Source organism: Paraburkholderia sp. BR14374 (assembly GCF_040948685.1).
In the GTDB taxonomy this organism is placed as follows: Bacteria; Pseudomonadota; Gammaproteobacteria; order Burkholderiales; family Burkholderiaceae; genus Paraburkholderia; species Paraburkholderia youngii.
The window spans coordinates 266,461-288,263 of the sequence record NZ_JBFPKF010000008.1 but is presented as its reverse complement, the minus strand read 5'-3'; the positions used below and the strand labels follow the sequence as shown (position 1 = coordinate 288,263).

Sequence of the window (21,803 nt, the reverse complement as noted above, 5' to 3'; positions counted from 1 at the left end):
CTGAACGATGAAGCGAGGCCGTTACCTCAAACCGCGACCCACACCTGGCCGTTTTCGACGCGCGTGGCAAACGCGCTGACCGAATACGACGGCGTTTCGAGGCATTCGCCGGTGCGCAGATCGAAGTGATGCTTGTAGATCGGCGACGCGACCACGATGCGCTCGCCGAGGCTGCCGACGAGTCCGCGCGACAGCACCGCCGCGTGCGAACCCGGATCGAAGTTTTCGATCGCGTACACCGTGGGCTCGGCGGGCGACTCCGCTTCACCGCCTTCGACGTGAAACACGGCCACCTGCTCGCCGTTGACGAGCGCGCAAACGCCGGTGTTCGGCACGATGTCGTCGAGTGCGCAGATCGCGGTCCAGGCGCGGGGCAAGCGTTCGTTCTTCATGACTGGGCTCCTTTTGAGTTAAGCGGGAATCGGTTGAGGTCAAACCGTCTCGACGACAATGGGAATCTCGATGCGCGGCGCCTGCCGCTCGGCGGGCGTGGCCGGCCGGATCTGTCCGCGCTGCTCGACGAACGCGACGTTGCTATCGGGCTCGGCGCTGTTGACGAAATGGCGGAAGCGCTTGCGTGTTTCGGGATCGGTGACGGCCTTCTTCCATTCGCACTCGTACGTGTCGACCACGTGCTGCATCTCCATTTCCAGTTCGGTGGCAACGCCAAGGCGATCGTTGACGATCACGTCGATCAGATATTCGAGACCGCCTTCGAGGTTGTCGCGCCACACGCTGGTGCGTTGCAGCCGGTCGGCGGTGCGCACGTAGAACATCAGGAAGCGGTCGATGTAGCGCACCAGCGTTTGCCGATCGAGGTCCTCGGCGAGCAGTTCCGCGTGACGCGGCTTCATGCCGCCGTTGCCGCACACGTACAGATTCCAGCCCTTCTCGGTGGCGATCACGCCGACGTCCTTGCCCTGCGCTTCCGCGCATTCACGGGTGCAGCCCGACACGCCGAACTTGATCTTGTGCGGCGTGCGCAGCCCCTTGTAGCGATTCTCGAGTTCGACCGCGAGGCCGACCGAATCGCCGACGCCATAGCGGCACCACGTCGAGCCGACGCACGACTTCACGGTACGCAGCGATTTGCCATACGCGTGGCCCGATTCGAAGCCGGCCGCGATCAGCTCTTCCCAGATCGACGGCAATTGCTCGACGCGCGCGCCGAACAGATCGACCCGCTGACCGCCGGTGATCTTCGTGTAGAGGCCGTATTTCTTCGCGACCTGCGCGACCGCGATCAGTCCATCGGGCGTCACTTCGCCGCCCGGCATGCGCGGCACGACAGAATAAGTGCCGTCGCGCTGGATGTTCGCGAGGTAGTAGTCGTTGGTGTCCTGTAGCGACGCGTGCTCCTTCTTCAGCACGAATTCGTTCCAGCACGACGCGAGAATGCTGGCGACCGCCGGCTTGCAGATGTCGCAGCCGAGCCCGCGGCCATGTTTCGCGAGCAGCGCGCCGAAACTGCGCAGCCCCTCGACGCGCACGAGGTGGTAAAGCTCCTGGCGCGAATACGGGAAGTGCTCGCAGACGTGGTTGTTCACGGCGAGACCCTGCTTCTTCATCTCGGCCTTCATCACTTGCGTGACGAGCGGCACGCAGCCGCCGCACGAAGTGCCCGCGCCGGTCGCGCTCTTCAATGCGCCGATGTCGGTCGCGCCCGCGCACACGGCTGCGCACAGCTCGCCCTTCGACACGTTGTTGCACGAGCAGATCTGCGCGGCCGCGGGCAGCGCCTCGACGCCGAGCGCGGGCTTCGCGCTGCCGTCCGCTTGCGGCAGGATCAGGAATTCGGGCGACGCGGGCAGCTCGATGCGATTCAGCATCATCTGCAGCAGCGTGCCGTATTCGCTCGCGTCGCCGACCATCACGCCGCCGAGCAGATACTTGCCGCAATCGGACACGACGAGCTTCTTGTAGATCTGCTTGCGCTCGTCGCTGAACTGGTAGCTGCGGCTGCCCGGCGTATTGCCGTGCGCGTCGCCGATGCTGGCCACATCGACGCCCATCAGCTTCAGCTTGGTGCTCATGTCGGCGCCCGCGAATTCGGCCGAGTCGCCCAGCAACTGCTTCGCGACCACGCGCGCCATCTCGTAGCCGGGCGCGACGAGGCCGAACAACTGACCGTGCCACAGCGCGCATTCGCCGATCGCGTAGATGTGCGGATCGCTGCTGCGGCACGCGTCGTCGATCACGATGCCGCCGCGCGCGCCCAGTTCGAGGCCGCATGCGCGGGCCAGATCGTCGCGCGGACGGATGCCCGCGGAGAACACGATCATGTCGGTGTCGAGATGGCTGCCGTCGGCGAACTGCATGCGGTGCGTGCCCGCCTCGCCGTCGACGATCGCCGTCGTGTTCTTGTGCGTGTGCACGGTGACGCCCAGTTCTTCGATCCGGCCGCGCAATACGCGGCCGCCGCCGTCGTCGACCTGCACCGCCATCAGGCGCGGCGCGAATTCGACCACATGCGTTTGCAGGCCCATATCGCGCAGCGCCTTCGCGCATTCGAGACCGAGCAGCCCGCCGCCGACCACCGTGCCCGTTTTCGAGCGAGCGCCGCATTCGCGCATCGCTTCGAGATCGTCGATCGTCCGGTAGACGAAGCAGTCGCCGCGCTCACGGCCCGGCACCGGCGGCACGAACGGATAGGAACCGGTCGCGAACACGAGGCGGTCGTACGTCAGCGTTTCGCCGCTCGCGACCGTCACCGTGCGCGCGTCGCGATCGACCGCGACGGCCCGCGCGTTCAGCTTCAGTTGCACGCCGTGGCGCTCGAAAAAGCCGGGCTCGACGAGCGACAGGTCATCGGCGGTCTTGCCCGAGAAGAACTCGGACAGATGCACGCGATCGTAGGCCGGTCGCGATTCTTCGCCCAGCACCGTGATGTCGAGATCGTGCGCGTCCTGAAGCGCCAGGCATTCGACCAGTTTGTGGCCGACCATCCCGTGACCGATAACGATGATTTTCATGAGCGCGCTGTCCTCTGGTGTCTGGCGAAAGCGATTGCGGAAATAAAAACGGCGTCCCGCGAATCCAGCCGAGGCTGAATCCGGGGGACGCCGTTGTCCTGTTGGGTGCTGCGGGGCGCTGCTTTCTGCTGCAAGCGCGACGAACCCACGTTGGTTCGATGGCAACGCTTATTGCAAAGGCTGTGCCAATTTAGATCGATGCGCCGCAAAGCACGGTGTGGCGTGGGTTTACCGCAAATCGCGCGGCTCCGAAGCGCACCCCGAGCGCGACGCGTTTTGATGCGGCAAGGCACAGGGATGGTGCGACGCAGCACTGTGGACGTGCGAAACCAAGCTGCACGCAGGTGCGATCGTGACGCTGTTTTCCGCGTGAATCGCAGCGTGTGGCAACGTCTTGCGTGCCGCTATTCGATCGATGGCGTGGTCCTTGCGTTGGTCCTCCGCAACGTCGTCGCGGCAACGTCGTCGCGATGCGCAGACTCAACCGTCAACCGGCAATGCAATGGACAACGGCGTCCCCTCGTGATCTTCACGGGCGGACGCCGTTTTCGTTTCGAGCCACGAGAAACCCACGGCACAAGGACACAACATGAACACCAACACCGGCAAGGTCACGCTGCTGAGCGCGGGTCCAGGCGACCTCGACTTGCTGACGCTGAAGGCCGTCAAGGCGCTCGCGGCCGCCGACGTCGTGCTGCTCGACGACCTCGCGAATCCAGACATCGTGACGCTCGCGCCGCGGGCGCGCGTGATCCGCGTCGGCAAACGCGGAGGCTGCCGCTCGACGCCGCAGGCGTTCATCGAGCGGCTGATGCGGCGTTATGCGCTGAAGGGGCTGCACGTGGTGCGCGTCAAAGGCGGCGAAGCGCTGCTGTTCGGCCGTGCGGGCGAGGAGCTCGCGGTGCTGCGCGACGCGGGCCTTGCGGTGGAGATCGTCAACGGCATCTCGTCGGGCTTCGCGGCCGCGGCGGGGCTCGGCATGTCGCTCACGCATCGGCGGCACTGCCACGGCGTGAGCTTCATCACCGCGCACACCGAAGATCACGGCGAGCCGGACTGGGCCGCGCTCGCCGCGACGCGCACGACGCTGGCGATCTATATGGGCATGCGGCGCATCGACGGCATCGCCGCTGCCTTGCTCGCGCACCTGCCGGCCGACACGCCGGCCGCGGTCGTGCAGTGGGCCGGCGGCCGCGACGAGCGGCGCCTGTTGACGCGACTCGATCGGCTCGCCGCCGATGCGCTCGGCGCGGGCTTCGGCAGTCCGGCGGTGATTCTGGTGGGCGATGCGGTTGGCGAGAGCGCCGAAGCGCCTTGCTGGGAACGCGAAGCTCGCGGCGAACAAGGTGGGGAAACGACGCTGCCCGCGCCGGCGATTGCGCGGGCGGCCTGAGATCCGATCGAAGCGGGCCTCGCCCGCCCTTCATCCAATCAATCGCCGAATCCGAGCTCCGCGTCGACCTGCTGCCCGACCCGCAGCCAGGCCCCGGCCCCGCTCGCGACCAGCGCGTTGTTGCCGAACGTGACCGCGCCGTCGAAGCGTTCGCTGACGCGATAAGCGAGCATCGTGTCGGTCGGCTCGTTCGGCCAGTCGGGATCGGGCGCGCCGCGCGCCTGATCGATGGTCGGCATCGGACAGCGCGAGCACAGCTTGACGAGACGCAACTCGACGCGCGCGCTCGAGTCCGCATCCGCGGCGACGGCGAGCGTCTCGACATAGTCCTCTTCATAGGCTTCGAGGCCCGTGAGCACGATGTTGGGCCGAAAGCGATCGATTCCGATCGACGGCGCGCCTTTGCGGTTCAGGCGCGCGTTCAGATCGTCGAGCGAGGCCTGGCCCGCCACCAGCAGCGGAAAACCATCGGCGAAAAAGGTCGTCGCACCGCCGGTGCTGTCCGTGTAGTCCGGATCGACGATGCGTTCGCGCTCCGGATCGAAGCGCAGCAAGCGCGCCGGCAGACCGAGGAACTCCGTGAACCACGCCGCCGTTGCTTCGCCGGTATCGAGCCCGTAGGCGGCGTCGCTCCACACCGCGGTATCGACCCGGGCCGCGCCGGCCAGGCGCGCGGCATCGAGCGGCGTGCGCAGCTCACGCATACCCGGCGCGTTGACGATCAGATCCTCGGCGCCGAGTTCGACCTTGATCAGGGCCATGCGCGGATACGCGCGCTGCGTGAACATCGCGCCTTCGGGATCGACGATCATCCAGTTGCGGTCGTATTCGAGGCCGGTCGCCCGCAGGCGCGCCGCATCGAGCCGGATGCCGGCGCAGGATTTGATCGGATAGACGAACAGCTCGCTGATGGTTGGCATGGTCTTAGGTGTCGGGGAAGCGCGTTTTTCAGGTTGAGACGCGATTGTAAAGCGCTCCGCGTGTATCGGTGATGGCGACCAGGGAAGCTGCCGTTCCGCGCTGGGGCGGCGGGAAGTAGAATCTTCGATCAGGCAGGCGCCGGCATGCGGCATGCGACAGAGCTGCGGAACGCGCGCGCAGGCGCCGCATCGACCCGTTACCGAGAGAAGCCGAAGACGCCACTTTCCCCTCACCGAGACAGGACATTCATTATGCTGACCAAACCCGTGTTGACCGTCGCCGAGACGACCCGCATCGTCGATGCCGCGCGCGCGGAAGCCGAGAAGAACAGGTGGCCCGTCGCGATCGTGGTCGTGGACGACGGCGGCCATCCGCTCGCGGTGCTGCGTCTGGACGGCGCGGCGCCGGCCACCTCGTATATCGCGACCGAGAAAGCGCGCACCGCGGCGCTCGGCCGGCGCGAAACCAAGGTGTATGAAGACATGATCAACAACGGCCGCACCGCATTCCTCAGCGCACCGTTGCAGGGCACGCTCGAAGGCGGCGTGCCGGTGATCGTCGACGGCCATGTGGTCGGCGCGGTCGGCGTGTCGGGCGTCAAGTCGGAGCAGGATGCGCAGATCGCGAAGGCCGGCATTCAGGCGCTCGGCGTTTAAGGCGCCGCGCGTCACAGCAATCCCGTGGCTCAACGCGGACCGATGCCCCCTCATCGGTCCCATAACAGATGGAGCAGTCGATGACTCAGATGAACCCGCGCGGCGGACTGCAGGTCGCCGCCAACCTCGACCAGTTCGTCGAAACCGAAGCCCTGCCCGGCACCGGAATCGACAGCGCCGCCTTCTGGTCGGGTTTCGACGCCCTCGTGCACGAGCTGGCGCCAAAAAATCGGGCGTTGCTCGCCGAGCGCGACCGCCTGCAAAGCGAACTCGACAATTGGCATCGGAGCCATCCCGGCCCGGTGCGGGATCTGCGCGAGTATCGCGCGTTTCTCGAAGGCATCGGCTACATCGTGCCCGTGCCCGCCAGCGTAGAGGCCACGACCGACCACGTGGACAGCGAAATCTCGGAGCAGGCCGGCCCGCAGCTAGTCGTGCCGCTGTCGAACCAGCGCTACGCGCTGAACGCCGCGAACGCGCGCTGGGGCAGCCTGTACGACGCGCTGTACGGCACCGACGCGATCCCCGAAACGGATGGCGCGGAAAAGCAGAAGGGTTACAACCCGGTGCGCGGCGCCGCGGTGATCGCGTATGCGCGCAAGTTCCTCGATCAGGCCGCGCCGCTCGCGAACGGCTCGCACGCGGATGCGACGCGCTACAGCGTCGAGAACGGCCAGCTCGTGGTCGCGCTGAAGAACGGCACTACCGCGCTGAAGACACCCGCGCAACTGGTCGGCTATCAGGGCGACGCGAGCGCGCCGTCGGCGGTGCTGCTCAAGCACAACGGCCTGCACGTCGAGATCCAGATCGATGCGAACGATCCGGTCGGCAAGACCGACGCGGCGCGTGTGAAGGACGTCGTCGTGGAAGCGGCGGTCACGACGATCATCGATTGCGAGGACTCGGTCGCGGCCGTTGACGCCGACGACAAAGTGCAGCTCTATCGCAACTGGCTCGGCCTGATGAACGGCGACCTGACCGAACAGGTCACAAAGAACGGCAAGACCTTCACGCGCCGGCTCAACGCGGACCGAGAGTACACCGGCGCGGACGGCAAGTCGCAGGTCAAGCTGCATGGCCGCTCGCTGCTGTTCATCCGCAACGTCGGCCACCTGATGACGAACCCAGCCGTATTGACCAAAGACGGCCACGAGATTCCCGAAGGCATTCTCGACGCGGTAATCACGACGCTGTGCGCGCTGCGCGACCGCCAGAACAAGCTGAACTCGCGCACCGGCTCGATCTATATCGTGAAGCCGAAGATGCACGGGCCGGCCGAGGTCGCGTTCGCGAGCGAGCTGTTCGCGCGCGTCGAAGACCTGCTGAAGCTGCCGCGCAACACGCTCAAGATGGGCATCATGGACGAGGAGCGCCGCACCAGCGTGAACCTGCTGGCGTGTATCGCCGAAGCGTCGGCGCGCGTCGCGTTCATCAACACGGGCTTCCTCGATCGCACCGGCGACGAGATGCACTCCGCGATGGAAGCGGGCCCGATGATCCGCAAGGGCGACATGAAGTCGAGCAAGTGGATCGCGTCGTACGAGCGCAGCAACGTGCTGGTCGGTTTGAGCGCGGGCCTGCGCGGCCGCTCGCAGATCGGCAAAGGCATGTGGGCGATGCCCGACCTGATGCACGCGATGCTCGAGCAGAAGATCGGCCATCCGAAGGCTGGCGCGAATACCGCGTGGGTGCCCTCGCCTACCGCGGCGACGCTGCACGCGCTGCACTATCACCAGGTCGACGTGCAGGCGGTCCAGCAGGAACTTGAACGCACCGACTACGCGAAGGTGTACGACGAACTGCTCGATGGCCTGCTGACGATTCCGGTCGTCGAAAAGGCGCAATGGAGCGACGAAGAAATCCGCGCCGAGGTCGACAACAACACGCAAGGCATTCTCGGCTACGTGGTGCGCTGGATCGATCAGGGCGTCGGCTGCTCGAAGGTGCCGGACATTCACAACGTCGGCCTGATGGAAGACCGCGCGACGCTGCGTATTTCGAGCCAGCACATCGCCAACTGGCTGTATCACGGCGTGATCGAACGCGAGCTCGTCGAGGAGACGTTCAAGCGCATGGCCAAGGTCGTGGACGCGCAGAACGCCGGTGATCCGCTCTACCAGCCGATGGCGCCGGGCTTCCACACGATTGCGTTCAGGGCCGCGCAAGCGCTCGTATTCGAGGGGCGCCAGCAGCCGAACGGCTATACCGAGCCGTTGCTGCACAAGTTCCGGCTCGAGGTGAAGCAGCAAGGTTGAGGCCGTCCTGCTGAACGACAACGGGCGCCGCGCAACGCGGCGCCCATTGTTTATTTCAGGGCCTCGTCAGTTCACGCGGCTTCTGCCGTCAATTGCCCCGCCTCGCCGGCTGGCGCTTCCTTCTGCATATACGCCTGCAGATACGCCTCGAATTCAGCCTTCACCTCCGGATGGCGCAGCGCGAATTCGACGGTCGCCTTCAGATAGCCGAGCTTGCTGCCGCAATCGAAGCGCGTGCCGAAGTAGCGATACGCGAGCACCTGCTCTTCGGTCAGCAGCGACTGCACCGCGTCCGTCAGTTGCAGCTCGCCGCCCGCGCCCGGCTTCAGCGCGCGGATATGCTTGAAGATCGTCGGCATCAGCACGTAGCGCCCCACCACGCCGAGATTCGACGGCGCCTCGTCCGGCGCCGGCTTCTCGACGATGCCCGACAGTTTGATCACGTTGTCTTCCCACTCGCGGCCGTCGACGACGCCGTACGAACGGCTGTCCTCGCGCGCGATCGTTTCGACGCCGATCACCGAGCTGTGATAGTGATTGAAGGTATCGACCAACTGGCTCATCACAGGCTTCGAGCTATGCAGCAGGTCGTCGGCGAGTATCACCGCGAACGGGCTGTCGCCCACCAGTTTTTCGGCGCACAGCACCGCATGGCCGAGACCGAGCGCTTCGGCCTGGCGCACGTAAAAGCAGTCGACGTTGGCCGGTTTGATGCTGCGAACCAGATCGAGCAGTTTCTGCTTGTTGCGCGCTTCGAGTTCGGACTCGATCTCATAGGATTTATCGAAGTGGTCTTCGATCGCGCGCTTGCTGCGGCCCGTCACGAAGATCATCTCGGTGATGCCGGCGGCGATCGCCTCTTCGACCGCGTACTGGATCAGCGGCTTGTCGACGATCGGCAGCATTTCCTTCGGACTTGCTTTGGTAGCCGGCAGGAATCGTGTCCCGAGGCCCGCTACGGGAAACACGGCTTTGGTGACTTTCAGCATGGTAGGCATTCCCACATCGGTTAGAAGTTGGTGTGTTCGCGGACCTGGCGGCCAATCGATGTCGGCGCAAGACTAGCAGAAAAATCTGCGAGGTTCACGGAAGCGGTCTTTCTCCGATTTAATTCGGATAATTCATGCATCGATCGCAATGCGATATTGCGAAAAATTGAGTAACTTGTTACGCATATATTTGCCAGGCGGCGAATGACAAAATCCGAAAGTCTTACCTTTCGGACAGCCCTTGGCCTGGCCCGTCTGGCGATCTGGCGACCGGCTTCGGCAGCACGTCAGTCCTGTTCGTCAACGGGCGGCAGCTTGCCTGGGTTCATTCTGTAGCGACGGATCGGCTCGTTGCGCAAGGCGTCGCGGTAGGCGGAGGCGGCCACCAGGATCAGCAGGACGGCGATGCCGGCCAGTAAATGCAGGTTCATGACTTCACCTCGGGTCAGAGAATCCTTGATCTAAATTAGCACGACAAAAGCGATAAATAATTCGACGCTCGATACATCGCTGCGTAATTACAATTCGTCACAAAATAGATTCCGATTCAATTCGAAACGCAATTTTTTAATCATTTTGTGGGATTGTTGTGCTCTAGCATGGGTGCGTCGCGGGGTGTGCAAGGACGCCCGCTCGAAGGCCAATTCCGCGTCGATTTTTTCTCTTTCCGCTTCAGATAAGGACCGCGTATGAGCGACCCAGCATTGGATGCCGCCGGCTCATCCCTGCCCCTCTCCCCGCTGCCGTGCCCCGAGAAAAACCCGGCCGCGCTGCACGCTCGCAGCGACGCGCGTACCGATAGCGTCGGCAAGGAGCATGTGATCGACGCGATGCGAGGTTTCGCCGCACTGCTGGTCGCCTATTTTCATTGCCGCCAGATCGTGTGGGTCGGCATGCAGGCGTTTCATCAAAGCGTCGGACATTCGCTGAGTCCGGGCAGTCTCGCCGCGTATCTGACGTTTCCGATCGCATGGGGCTCGGCCGGCGTGCCGATGTTCTTCGTGATCAGCGGCTACTGCATCCATCGCGGCGGCGCGCTGCGGCTCGCGGGCAATCCCGCTTACCGGCTCGATGCAGGCAACTTCTGGCTGCGGCGCTTCGCGCGCATCTATCCGGTGCTGCTCGCGGCGCTGGTTCTGACCTTCGCGCTCGATTCGCTGAGCCTGCAATTGCCGCCCGTCAGTCACAAGATTCGCGAGATCGGCTTGCAGCCGTTTCTGGTCAATCTGTTTTCGCTGCAGGGTGTGGCGGGCAAAACGTATGGCTCGAACGGCGCGCTGTGGACGCTGTCGCTCGAAGTGCAGTTCTATGCGATCTATCCGCTGCTGTTCGCGCTGCGGCGGCGCATCGGACTGAACGCCGTGCTCGCGCTCGTCGCGGTGATCAACGTTGCGTCCGCGTATGGGCTGGAACGACATGATCTGCAGTTCTTCACGTCGTACTGGTTTTCGTGGACGCTCGGTGCGTGGATCGCCGATGTCAGGGCGCGCAACGCGCGAGAGGCGCGCGCGCCCGCATTGCTGTACGTTCTCGCGGGGGGATTGATCGCGGCAGGCTGCGTCGCGTTTCATTTCGGTCAGTATGGTGCGTTCCAGATCTGGGCGCTGGGCTTCGCGTGCTATCTGTACAAGGCGCTCGATGTGCCCAATGACCCGCAACACGAAAGGAGTGGCGTGCTCGCGCTGCTTCGCACTGGGTCGCGCGCGCTGTCGCGCTTGCTGTCCCGCGTGGGTGACTTCAGTTTCTCGCTGTATCTGATTCATCTGCCGATCTTCGTGCTGCTCTCGGCGTGGCTGTTTCGTTCGTCGCTGCAGGTGTCGATCTGGCCGTCGTTTGGTTATATGTTGGTCGCGGTGCCGGCTGCCTACGTGTTCTATCGGGTGATCGAAATGCCCGCGATGAAGTGGTCGGGGAGTCTCAAGGCGTAAGTACACCCTGCGCTGTGTCAGCCCCGTAACGGCCAAGTGCCGCGACGGGGGCTTAGGTATGCATCCCGAAGTTTCGATTGCGACCGGCCGCGAAAAGGCGCTCGCCCTGCGCGGGTGATTGATTGACGCGCACAAAGACGACACAAAAATCATCCATCGCCCATTCCAAATCCCTGTATTCGCCTGCTAGCGTGGCACCCCCAATCGCTACAGAGGAATTCACGATGTCGTATCAACAGGATTCGGGCGCCGTGCGCGTGGTGTTCAGTGTTCCTCAACTGGCTGCGGTGCTCTCCCGTCAGTCGATCAACCCCACCGAAATGCTTTCCAACCGGCTATGGGGCGGCTTGCAGGTAGTCGGCGGGGTACTGGAAATGGTTGGAGCGGCAGCGCTTTGCGTGCTGCCGGAACCGACGATGGCAAGCAAGGCCGGATGTGTTGTGTTCGGAGCACATGGCTCAGATACGGTGTCGGCAGGTGTACGCAAAATCTGGACAGGCCGGGATACCGCCGCGCTGATCCAGCAAGGTACGACGAAACTGGCCGAGGCGATGAAGGCCAGTCCCGACATGGCGAATAAGATCGGCCCGTCAGTCGATATGATCGTGCCGTTTGGTTTCGCTGGCTCGATCAAGGCTGCACGCGTGGCCAGCGTCACGATGGGCCGCATCAATCTGCAAATGCACGAGGCCAGGGTCGTTAATCCAGGGCTTGGTGGGCATACGATTCTGAAGCACGTCGAGAACAATGAGGCATGGCTCAGGGAACGCCTGAAACGCGACTTGCACATCGCCGCGGCATCATCATTTGCAGATATCAGGCAGGCAGAATGGGCTATTACGGAAGCGATGCGCGCCAATGCCACCAAAATCAAGGCGTGGACACGAGCACCGCGTAACGATTTGACACTATTCGAAGACGTTGGAAGAAACGTTGGAAATGTGGTGAGCAGAAAATCAGGAGAATATAGACCCGCGAGCCGGGTCAAAGTGATCCTCCGCTATCAGACGTACAATGGCATGCCTTATATGTCCTGACAGCGATGCTTGTCGCGTAACATTCCACAGAACGGTCATGAACTACGGGACGTACAACAATCTCGAACAGTTGATCATGGGACGATTCCATGAGGACTATTCGATCTATGGGAATTCGATACCGGAACTCGTTCTCTCCTATAAAGCGGGGATGAACGAGGACGAAAGAGTCGCGATGCTGGAAGAGATCGTCCGATTCCAGAAGCTCAACTCAAACTGTCTGGATATGGCGTTTGATGATCTCTTTGGAAGCCATTGCGATCCGAGGCTTTGGGGGCACACTACGGCGTCGTTCCTTGACGAGTTGAAACGTCTTCTGAGCGAGTAATCCACTGATCGCCGCGCGAGGGTTGTTATGTGCCACGCGCGCGGCGCGCAAAAAAACGGAGCGATAGCCCTTCGACTTCCGCCCCGTTACGCCAAGGAAGGACTGGCCAAGCCCTGTCTACCCTCGCGTAAAAAAACACCGCTCTAGTCACGGTAGTACTGAAGTTTCAAGAATATAACAATATGCCGTATTACATATTAACTGCGCACGTCGGCTAAAGGATGGTCAATGTTATCTGACCGCTACCCCAGAATGTACGAGCTTTTCGGCGCGTATTTCAATGAAGATTTTGATTTATGGGGAAACACGATCCCTGAAATTGTCTCATGCTATAAAGATGATAGTTCACCGGAATATCGAAAAGAAATAATTGATGAAATAAATTCGTTCATGAGTGAACATCCGTCCGACCTGGATTCTGCGTTCGAAAGAGATTACGGTTCAGGGTTTGATCCTAATCTGTGGGGCCACACTACAGCCTCATTCCTTGACGAGTTGAAGCGCCTTCTGAGCGAGTAATCTACTGGTCGTCGCGCGAGGGGGTTCGATGTCACTCTGCGCATGCACGCGCGGTGATGTTCGCGGAAAAGCCGGACCACGACGGTTTGCGGGGGCATACGTGGTGTCGTTGAATGCGGCGCAAAAAAAACGGAGCGAAGGTCATTCGACTTCCGCCCCGTCACGCCAAGCAAGGACTGGCCAAGCCCCTGTCTACCCTCGCGCAAAAAACCCCCGCTCTACCGCCCCCGCTACACTCTTCAGAATCCCCGCGACCCTATCCACATAGCTGCGCGTGCCGAAACGCTCCTGCGCGGTCCGATAGCCGTTCTCGACCAGCTTGTCGCGCAAGTCGCCGTTCGAGCGCAATTCGGCGAGCGTATCGGCGAGCGCATGCGCGTCGCCCGGCGTACACAGGACGCCGTTCTCATAGTCCTCGATGATTTCGAGCACGCCGCCCGCGCGCGACGCCACGACCGGCCGCTGCGCGAGCATCCCCTCGACGATCACGCGGCCGAACGGTTCCGGCGTGATCGACGTATGCACGACCGCATCGACCGCGCACATGCAGGCGGCAATATCGTGCTGGAAGCCGAGAAAATGCACCCGCTCGCCGAGCCCGTGTGCGGCAACGAAGGCCCGCAGTTCCATTTCGTACTGGTCCTCGCCGAACAACGCCGCGCCGACCAGCACCGCATGCATCTGCGGATTGAGCACCATCGCTTCGAGCAACACATGCTGTCCCTTCCAACGCGCAAGGCGGCTGAACGAGCCGACGAGGAACGCGTCGCGCGGCAGATTCAGGCGCTCGCGCAGCACCTCTTGCGGCACCGTGCGCAACGCGTCGAACGGCTCCGCGTCGATCCCATTGAATACGACGTCGATGCGCTTGCCGTCGAACCGCGTGAGCTTCGCGAACGCCTGCGCCGACGCGGCCGAATTGGCGATCACGTGCGTGAGGCCGAGCCGCGCGCACCACTTGATGATCGCGAGCTGCTTGCCGCCGAAATGCTCGGCGCTGACGATGTCGCGCAAATGCCAGACCACCGGCCGTCTTGCGAGCTTGCCGGCCACTGCGCCAATCACCATCGCACGCTGCGTATTCGCGTAGATCACGTCCGCTTTGCGCGCCCGTTTCGCGGTGGCACGCACGAGTGAGATGAGCCCCTTCAATGCCTGACCTTTCGGCAGCGAACCGCCCTGCTTGCGCACGTTTTTCAGCACCCCGGCATCGAGCACGGAGACCTCGACGCCGGTCTTCGCGAGCGCGGTGTTGAACGGCCCGTCGTCGAACAGCACGACCTCGATGCGCGAGCGCAGCGCCTTGACGATTTCGAGCAGCGACAGCTCGGCGCCGCCGAGCACGCCGCTCTGATCGACGGCGAGAATCCGCGGCACGTTCGCGGCGCTCTGCGCGCCCGGCCGATATGGCGTAAAGGGCGGCAGCGTGGCGGCGCGCAGCGCGGGCACCGCCGCGCGCACCTGCGCGAAAAAGCGCTCGCGGAAATGCGCGGCCGAAAACTGCTCGGCGTTGCCGCGGCAATGCTCGGGCTGGAACCGGTGCCCAAGCTCGTCGAAACGATTCACGGCAGCGATGATCGAGTCGGCATCCTGTTCATCGAAGAAGATGCCGGTCGGCTTCGGCTCCGACAGATCGCGCACGGTTTCGAGCGCCCCGCCCTTGCCGTAGGCGATCACCGGCGTGCCGCAAGCCTGCGCCTCGACCACGGAAATGCCGAAGTCCTCTTCGGCCGCGAACACGAATGCCTTCGCGCGGCTCATGCGGTCCTTCAGCACCTTGAACGGCTGATAGCCCATGATCTCGACGTTCGGCCCCGCCTTCGCACGGATCTTCGCCATGTCGGGTCCGTCGCCGATCACGACGAGCTTGCGCTCGGGCATCCGCGCGAACGCCTCGACGATCAGATCGATTTTCTTGTACGGCACCATTCGCGATGCGGTCAGATAGAAGTCTTCCTTCTGCGTGCACAGCGTGAACGCGTCGACATCGACCGGCGGGAAGATCACTTGCGCGTCGCGCTGATACACCTTTTTTATGCGTCGCGCGATGAACGCCGAGTTCGCGATGAAGCCGTCGACCGAGTTCGACGTGCGGATATCCCAGTTGCGTATGTAATGCAGAATCAGCCGGGCGAGCGCCGACTTCGGGCCGTTGGTCAGCTTCGACTGCTGCAGATACTGATGCTGCAAATCCCACGCATAGCGGATCGGCGAATGCACGTAGCTGATATGCACCTGGTCGGGACCGGTGAGAATGCCCTTGGCGACCGCGTGACTGCTCGAAATCACCACGTCGTACGCCGACACGTCGAGCTGTTCGATCGCGAGCGGCATCAGCGGCAGATACGAGCGGTACTTGCTGCGCGCGAGCGGCAGTTTCTGGATGAACGACGTCGTCACCGGCTTGCCGCGCAGGAAGCTGCGATCGTCGAGAAAGTCCACGAGGCTGAACAGGTCCGCATCGGGAAAGCACGCGATGATCTGCTCGAGCACTTTCTCCGCGCCCGCGTAGGTGACGAGCCAATCGTGCACGATCGCAATGCGCACGTTTTTGTTCGCGCGCGGCGCGGTACGGCGCACTGCCGGCTGCATGCCGGACACGCTCGTCAGTTCGTCGAGCGCGCCGCGCGTCGCAGGCCTCAACAGGTTTTTTTCAAGGACGTCGTGATTCATGCGCTTTTCCTCGGATTCAGTCGCAATAGCAGTGAACGCGCAAGATTGCGCAAGGCGGGCGTCATCGTGATCGACCACGCGACGTTCGCGCCGACCATCAGCAAGCCAGCGGCGATCGCGAGCGCGAGGCTCGGCAGGAAGCTCGCGAGCCACAGGCTGGCGAGCAGGAAGGCGAGATGGGCGAGCATGTCGAGCACGATCTGGCGCGCGCGGATCGCCGCGAAATGCAGCAGGACCGCGTAGTCGAACAGTGCGCGCGCGGAAACCGCGACCGCCGCGCCCGTCAGCCCGAAATGCGTGATCCCGAGCCACAATGCGCCGGCGAACAGCGGCAACTCGACGAGCCCGATGCGCGCGGCGGTGGCTGGATTGACCTGTGACTGAATCAGGATGCGCGTCACGTTCGCCTGGCCGACGAGCCACACGGCAACGATCATGATGCGGCCGACGGGCGCCGCGACCGTCGCGATCTCGTTGCCGACCCACAGATGCAGGAACGGTTCGAGCACCAGCATCGCAACGAGCGCGACCGGCGTGAACACGCCGTTGAGAAATTCGAGCGACTGCTGCGTGATCGTGTCGGCATCCGCGCGACCGACCGCCGACAGCCGCGGAAACAGCGTGCGTACCAGCGCGGTCGGCACGATGTTCAGACGCGTGACGAGATTCTGCGGCACCGTGTAGTACGTGACGAAACGCGCGCCGAGGCGTGATCCGAGCATCACGCGATCGAGCGAATCGGCGACCATCGTCGTCACGCTCGCGATCAGCATCCAGCCGCCGAAGTTGAACAGCCCTTTCGAGACGCCGAGCCGCGGCGGTTCAATGCTGCGTATCTCAAGCACTTTCAGCGCGTAGCGGCCGAGCAGCAGCGCCGCGAGAATCCGCGCGACCACGGCCGCGGCGAGCACATTCTGCAAGGTCGCGCCGAGCCACAACGCGGCACCGAGCGGCAGAAGCTGGAACAGGAACGTGCCGATGGTCTGATTCGTGTTGTAGACGCCGAAGCGTTCCGCGCCATTGATCGCGCCCGCGAACACCCACGACACGTTCGCGATCGGAATCGCGACCGCGAGCCACGGCAGCGCCATATACACTTCGTGCTGCAGCTCGGGCGACACCTTCGTGAAATACGCGGTGTACAGGAACGCACCGAAGTAGATGATCAAACCGCCGACCACGCCAGTCGTCAGATTGAGCCACGTCGCGCTCCAGAACACGCGCGCGCTTTCCCGCTGATCGCCCGACGCGCGCGCCTTCGAAATATGGTTCTGCGCGGCCATGCTCATGCCGAGATCCAGAATCCCGAAGTAGCCGATCAGCGTCCACACGAGACTGATCACACCGTAGCGCTCGACGCCGAGCAGCCGGATATACGCCGGCACGGTCACGAGCGACACGAACGTCGGCAGCACGAGCCCGAAAAAATTGATCGCTACGTTCCGGAGAATGCCTTTGTCCATCGAATCCCTTGGATTTTGCGGTTAGATTGCGTGCGGGGCTGCGTCAGCGAGGCCAATGCGCCTCAAGGCTTCCAGCGATACATCAGCACCTTGCCGCGCGCGTCTTCCTCGACGAACACCAGGTACTCGCCATCGGCGCGCTTCGTCGCGCTGATGCCGTTCGGCACGTCGACCCAGCCCGACGCGCGGCCCACTTGGGGGCCCGGCCGGATCACGCCGAGTTCCTTGCCGCTGTCCTTGTCCCACACGTGCACCGCGCCGACCGGCTCGACGCCGAACACGTATTGCCCCTCGACGGTGACGCCGATGATCGTCGCGATCGGCTTGCTCTGCGTCTGCCACGGCAGGTCGATCGCGTAACGCTGCACCGGCTTGCCGCTCGACCACTTGTCGTAGCGCACCAGCACACGCCCCACTTCCTTCCAGAAGCCCTGCGCGGTCGGCATATCCGCCGTATAGCCGCTTACGTACATCGTGTCGGTGTCCGGTTCGTAGATCGCGCGATGCAGTTCGCTGAACGGTGCCGGCACCGGGTACTGAGCCAGGTTCGAGTACGAGTAGACAGGGTTGCCCTTCGCATCGAGTCCGCCGAAACGGAAGCGATAGATGCCCTTCGTATCCCGGGTGCGCCAGATGTCGCCGGCCGTATCGACCCACCAGCCCCAGCCGCCCGCGAGCTTCGTGCCGCTCGTGTTCAGCGTGTATTCGTCGCGCTCGAACTGCCCATCGCCATTCGTGTCGCGCCAGATCCAGTCACCGCCCGGCGGCGCATTCGGCACCTTCGTGACCGCGCGCTCGCGGCCTGCGATAAATCCAGACGGAATCGCGCTCTCGCCGTCGTGCTGCGGATCGAAGCGATAGATCTTCAGATGGTCCGCATACATGTCGGTCAGATAGAGGAACGTGCGCCCCTTCAACCGCCGCGCGATCGGCAGGCCTGGATACTGGTCGGTATGGAACACCGGATCGTCCGGGTACTTGAACCGATTCGACAGGAATCCCGCGTATTTCCAGTCCTGCCCCGACGGCTTCGACAGATCGAGCTCGAAGCGCTTGTTGCCGGTATAGACGCTGTCGGGCCGGGCCGGATCGATCCACGCGCCGTCGACGAACAGCAGCCCTTCGACCTGCCAGTTGCGCTTGCCGTCCGGCGCGTAGCTTTCGAGCGTCGCGCCGAGGCCCGCGCCGATCGGCTCGTAACGCGGACCGATGCCATTGGTCGATACGTACACATTGCCGCGCGCATCGACACCGACGCCAGTCAAGCCGTTGAATCGCAACGGTCCCGGCTTGCCCGCGACGCCGCTGAAAATGCCGCCGCGCTCGCCGAGCGTGCCCGACGCCGTGTAGCGGCCGTCGCGCTTCGTGAAGAACAGCACCTGCTGGCGCGGACCGTTGTCGGCGATCAGCAGGCGGCCTTGCGCATCGACGGCGAGGTCGACCGCGACCGTGTCGGCCGGCAGCGTGATGGTTTCATCGATGCGCTGACCGGTCGCGGTGTAATGCTCGATGCCCGGCGCGCGATCGCTGCGCGTGCCGCTCAGCACCCAGAGCGTGCCGTCGGGTGCGAGCGCGAGACGTCCAGGCTCGTGCACGCTCCACGTCGCCTTCTGCTGCATCGACTCGGCATCGTAGACTTCGATGCGATTGCGTGCGGTATTGGCCGCGAACAGCGTCGTGTCGTTCGCAGCGAGCCCGTCTATCTCCGCGTTCGTGCCGGTCGGCACTTCGTTCATCATCAGAAATCCGGCCGCTAGCTGCGCATGCGGGTCCGCGTTTTTGACGGCGGGCTGAATCGGTGCCACGCGCTTCGGCTCGCCGATCAGGCGCCGCGAAATGCCGAACCATTGTTTGCCCTTGTCCGGCCATACGCCCGGCTCGACCAGGTGCCCCTTCTCATTGCCGACCGCGATCGCGACGAACGCATATTTGCGGTTGACCGCGATCGCATTGCCGCCGGCGTTGCCCCAGCCATGCGTGCCACCCGCGAAGCCGAGCATCTTGCCGTCCTGATAGACGCTCGCTTCGGCGCCGCTTTCATCCCACGGCGCGTTCGTATAGACCTTGCCGTCCGACGTGACCGCGATCGCGGTGATGTTGATCTGCGTCCATGTGCCATCGCCGAAGCCGAAGCTGTTGCCGATCCATGAGGTCTTCGCGTTCAACGCGATTTCGGCGCGAGCCGGCAGAACGGCCGTTGCGGCGACGACGCCGGCGGCGCAGGCTGTCAGGGCGAACCAGCGTTTGAACGTGATGCGGCGCAAGGCGGAACCTCCAGTCGATGTCCGGTCAACGCGATGCACGCGGACCCGTTGCCCGCTCGGGGCGAAAATCAGTGATGTGGTAAAGCAAAACGAAGCGCACCCGATTGAAGCGCGGCGCTGAAGGCAGCCGTCCGCACGACTAAGTTACGCGGAAAAAATGCAACAACGAAAGTCGAAAATAATTCAAAAATATTCGTTCGCTTATACGTCGCAAAAGAAATGAATTTAAAAATCGACGAAAAACGAAAGCCGCGGTGTCGCGCGCGCCTCCGTCGCCGCGCTCTTCCGTTCGTAGCGATGTGGGATCACGCAATACGCATTTATCGCGGACTGCCCGGCGCCCGCCACATAACCATATAAATCTTTCTGGAATGGCCAAAGAAATACCCTGTTTCAATCTGATTCAAATAGCCCGTTCCAATAGATTTTTTCTCGATTTTCTTTTCCCTAGAATCGATTGCACTTCAGTTGCGACGCGAAGCGCGCGCCTGTTCGCCGGCTATCCGTTGCGAACCGCGCGGCCCTTCGCCCGGCCCATCCGCTTTACACCATGGACGGTTCATGACAGCCAGCGCATTGCCCCTCGCGCCCTCCCATTCCCGCATCGTGCAACTCGACGGTCTGCGTGCGATCGCCGTGCTCGCGGTGTTCGCGCAGCACGCGCTGAAAGCGCCGCTATGGATGGGCGTCGATCTGTTTTTCGTTTTGAGCGGCTTTCTCATCAGCGGCATCCTGCTCGATCGCAAGTCGCGTCAGCAGTCGTATTTCAGCTATTTCTATGCGCGGCGCGCGCGCCGCATCCTGCCGCCGTACCTGCTGCTGATGGCCGTGTCGTCGGTGCTGTTCGGCCTCGCGTGGGCACAGCACTGGTACTGGTACGCGTTTTTCGCGACCAATATCGGCGATGCGCTCAATCAAAGCGGTCACGAAAGCCTCAACGTGCTGTGGTCGCTCGCGGTCGAAGAGCAGTTCTACATCTTCTGGCCGTTCGTGATCCTGCTCGTACCCGAGCGTCTGCTCGGCGGCGTGGCGGCGGCGCTGATCGTGCTGGTGCCGCTGCTGCGCGCGCTTGCGACGCCGTGGTTCGATTCGTTCTGGCCGATCTATTACCTGACGCCGTTCCGCATGGATCTGCTCGCGGCCGGCGCGCTGCTCGCGGTGGCCGTGCGGCGTGATCGCAATGCGCTCGAACCGTATAAGGGCCTCGCGGTGCTCGGCGCACTCGCCGCCCTCGCGGTGCTGGCATGGCTGCATCTGCACTTCCCGCGTTTTCGCGCGGCGAGCACGCCGTTGTCGAATGCGGGGCTCTATAGCGTGTCGCTGGTGCTTTGCACGTCGATCGTGGTGATCGCACTGCAGAGCAAGGGCATCGTCAAGCGCCTGTTGTGCAACCCCGTGCTCGTTTATATCGGCACGATCAGCTACACGATCTATCTGATCCACCTGAGCGTGCTGTACCTGGTGTGGCCGCTGCATCTGAATCGCTATCTGAGCGCCGTGATCGCGCTCGCGATCACGCTCGTGTACGCGAGCATCACATGGTTCGCGTTCGAGAAGCGCCTGATTTTCGCCACGAGCGGGTCGAGAGCGACGGCCCACGCCGGCGCCAGCGTTGCGCGGCAAGCACCGCAAAGCCGCGCATGAACCGCCTGGCCGTTGTTGCTGCCCGCGTGCTGGGCGTCGTGTCGGCGCTGACGTTACTCGCGCCGACAACGAGCGCGGCCGTGGACGAGCCGCCAACGTCATCGCCGACGCAACTGCTGATCGACGCGTACGGCGACTCGACCACGCTCGGCATTACCTGCAGCGATGGCCACTGCGGCCCGCAAGCGCGCAATGCCGTCACGTATCTGCAGCAGGCGTTGCAGGCGCATGACGGCGAGCGCGTGCGCGTCACGAACTACGGCGTCGGCGGCACGATGGCCTGGCAGTTGCGCGACGGCACCGGCAATCGCCGCGCGGGACCGACGGCGGGCCTGCCGTGGCGCGAACGTCTCGCCGCCTCGTCCGCGCGAATCGTGCTGATCAACTACGGCATCAACGAAGTGATGCAAAACCAGACGCCCGAGCAGTTCTACGCGGCCGAAACATCGCTTGTGCAAACGGCGCGAGCACTCGGCAAGCAGCCTGTTTTGCAGACCTCGAACCCGATGCCCGATAACCGGCTCAACGCGATGCTGGCGACGATGGTCGCGATGACGCGACGCGTGGCGGCCGAACAGCAGGTGCCGCTCGTCGATCAATACGCGTATGTGAGCGGCCTGCCCGACTGGAAATCGCTGATGTCGGACGGCGCGCATCCGAAACCGGAGTTGTACCGGCTGAAGGCCGAACAGGACTATCGAGTCGTCGAACCGTTGGTGCGGCGACTGCTGGACGAAACACATTGAGCCACGCTTTTACGC

At 63.3% G+C, this 21,803-nt stretch carries 17 protein-coding genes; 9 read left to right on the top strand and 8 right to left on the bottom strand.

The window, feature by feature from the left end; all coding sequences use genetic code 11:
• Positions 1-26: 26 nt before the first annotated feature.
• The gene (nirD, locus tag AB3X86_RS21020) at positions 27-392 is read right to left on the bottom strand and encodes a nitrite reductase small subunit NirD (protein WP_176119797.1); all 366 of its coding nucleotides are present in this window, start codon (positions 390-392) and stop codon (positions 27-29) included.
• A 39-nt stretch (positions 393-431) separates the two neighbouring features.
• Positions 432-2,972 carry a nitrite reductase large subunit NirB gene (nirB, locus tag AB3X86_RS21015; protein ID WP_368597468.1) on the bottom strand — a complete coding sequence of 847 codons (2,541 nt, stop codon included), beginning with the start codon at positions 2,970-2,972 and terminating at the stop codon, positions 432-434.
• Positions 2,973-3,561: 589 nt separating this feature from the next.
• Between nirB and cobA the strand changes: the two genes are divergently transcribed.
• Positions 3,562-4,365, top strand: coding sequence for a uroporphyrinogen-III C-methyltransferase (gene cobA, locus AB3X86_RS21010; protein WP_368597467.1), 804 nt, complete (start codon positions 3,562-3,564; stop codon positions 4,363-4,365).
• 38 nt (positions 4,366-4,403) lie between these two features.
• Here the strand turns inward: cobA and AB3X86_RS21005 are convergent, their stop codons facing one another.
• Positions 4,404-5,285 carry an MOSC domain-containing protein gene (locus AB3X86_RS21005; RefSeq protein ID WP_368597466.1) on the bottom strand — a complete coding sequence of 294 codons (882 nt, stop codon included), beginning with the start codon at positions 5,283-5,285 and terminating at the stop codon, positions 4,404-4,406.
• A 252-nt stretch (positions 5,286-5,537) separates the two neighbouring features.
• Between AB3X86_RS21005 and AB3X86_RS21000 the strand changes: the two genes are divergently transcribed.
• Both AB3X86_RS21000 and AB3X86_RS20995 read left to right on the top strand, forming a co-directional pair.
• Positions 5,538-5,942 carry a heme-binding protein gene (locus AB3X86_RS21000; RefSeq protein ID WP_176108535.1) on the top strand — a complete coding sequence of 135 codons (405 nt, stop codon included), beginning with the start codon at positions 5,538-5,540 and terminating at the stop codon, positions 5,940-5,942.
• A gap of 80 nt (positions 5,943-6,022) precedes the next feature.
• Complete coding sequence (locus tag AB3X86_RS20995) at positions 6,023-8,197, top strand: malate synthase G (RefSeq protein WP_368597465.1); 2,175 nt, start codon at positions 6,023-6,025, stop codon at positions 8,195-8,197.
• 71 nt (positions 8,198-8,268) lie between these two features.
• On the opposite strand, the gene galU is transcribed toward AB3X86_RS20995, so the two are convergent.
• Entirely contained in the window at positions 8,269-9,186 is a 918-nt protein-coding gene (gene galU, locus AB3X86_RS20990) for a UTP--glucose-1-phosphate uridylyltransferase GalU (protein ID WP_368597464.1), read from the bottom strand.
• A 287-nt stretch (positions 9,187-9,473) separates the two neighbouring features.
• Positions 9,474-9,617, bottom strand: a complete 144-nt coding sequence (locus AB3X86_RS20985; RefSeq protein WP_176108538.1) for a hypothetical protein — start codon at positions 9,615-9,617, stop codon at positions 9,474-9,476.
• Between the two features lie 258 nt (positions 9,618-9,875).
• On the opposite strand from AB3X86_RS20985, the gene AB3X86_RS20980 reads away from it, so the two are divergent.
• From AB3X86_RS20980 to AB3X86_RS20965, 4 genes are all read left to right on the top strand, one after another.
• Positions 9,876-11,114: an acyltransferase family protein gene (locus tag AB3X86_RS20980; RefSeq protein ID WP_368597463.1), complete on the top strand. Its 1,239-nt coding sequence runs from the start codon at positions 9,876-9,878 to the stop codon at positions 11,112-11,114.
• Between the two features lie 224 nt (positions 11,115-11,338).
• Entirely contained in the window at positions 11,339-12,151 is an 813-nt protein-coding gene (locus AB3X86_RS20975) for an RNase A-like domain-containing protein (protein ID WP_368597462.1), read from the top strand.
• Between the two features lie 37 nt (positions 12,152-12,188).
• Positions 12,189-12,479: a contact-dependent growth inhibition system immunity protein gene (locus AB3X86_RS20970; RefSeq protein ID WP_368597461.1), complete on the top strand. Its 291-nt coding sequence runs from the start codon at positions 12,189-12,191 to the stop codon at positions 12,477-12,479.
• 228 nt (positions 12,480-12,707) lie between these two features.
• The gene (locus AB3X86_RS20965) at positions 12,708-12,998 is read left to right on the top strand and encodes a contact-dependent growth inhibition system immunity protein (protein WP_368597460.1); all 291 of its coding nucleotides are present in this window, start codon (positions 12,708-12,710) and stop codon (positions 12,996-12,998) included.
• A 192-nt stretch (positions 12,999-13,190) separates the two neighbouring features.
• On the opposite strand, the gene AB3X86_RS20960 is transcribed toward AB3X86_RS20965, so the two are convergent.
• The 3 genes from AB3X86_RS20960 to AB3X86_RS20950 all read right to left on the bottom strand — a co-directional run bounded on the left by AB3X86_RS20960 (position 13,191) and on the right by AB3X86_RS20950 (position 19,398).
• Entirely contained in the window at positions 13,191-15,671 is a 2,481-nt protein-coding gene (locus tag AB3X86_RS20960) for a glycosyltransferase family 4 protein (RefSeq protein ID WP_368597459.1), read from the bottom strand.
• A complete protein-coding gene (locus tag AB3X86_RS20955; RefSeq protein ID WP_176108543.1) occupies positions 15,668-17,134 on the bottom strand; it encodes a flippase in 1,467 nt (488 codons plus the stop codon). The genes AB3X86_RS20960 and AB3X86_RS20955 overlap by 4 nt, the downstream gene beginning before the upstream one ends.
• A gap of 62 nt (positions 17,135-17,196) precedes the next feature.
• Positions 17,197-19,398, bottom strand: coding sequence for a hypothetical protein (locus AB3X86_RS20950; protein ID WP_368597458.1), 2,202 nt, complete (start codon positions 19,396-19,398; stop codon positions 17,197-17,199).
• A gap of 561 nt (positions 19,399-19,959) precedes the next feature.
• On the opposite strand from AB3X86_RS20950, the gene AB3X86_RS20945 reads away from it, so the two are divergent.
• Positions 19,960-21,042, top strand: coding sequence for an acyltransferase family protein (locus tag AB3X86_RS20945; protein ID WP_368597457.1), 1,083 nt, complete (start codon positions 19,960-19,962; stop codon positions 21,040-21,042).
• On the top strand, positions 21,039-21,788 hold the full coding sequence (locus tag AB3X86_RS20940) for an SGNH/GDSL hydrolase family protein (protein WP_368597456.1): 750 nt from the start codon (positions 21,039-21,041) through the stop codon (positions 21,786-21,788). The genes AB3X86_RS20945 and AB3X86_RS20940 overlap by 4 nt, the downstream gene beginning before the upstream one ends.
• Positions 21,789-21,803 lie beyond the last annotated feature (15 nt).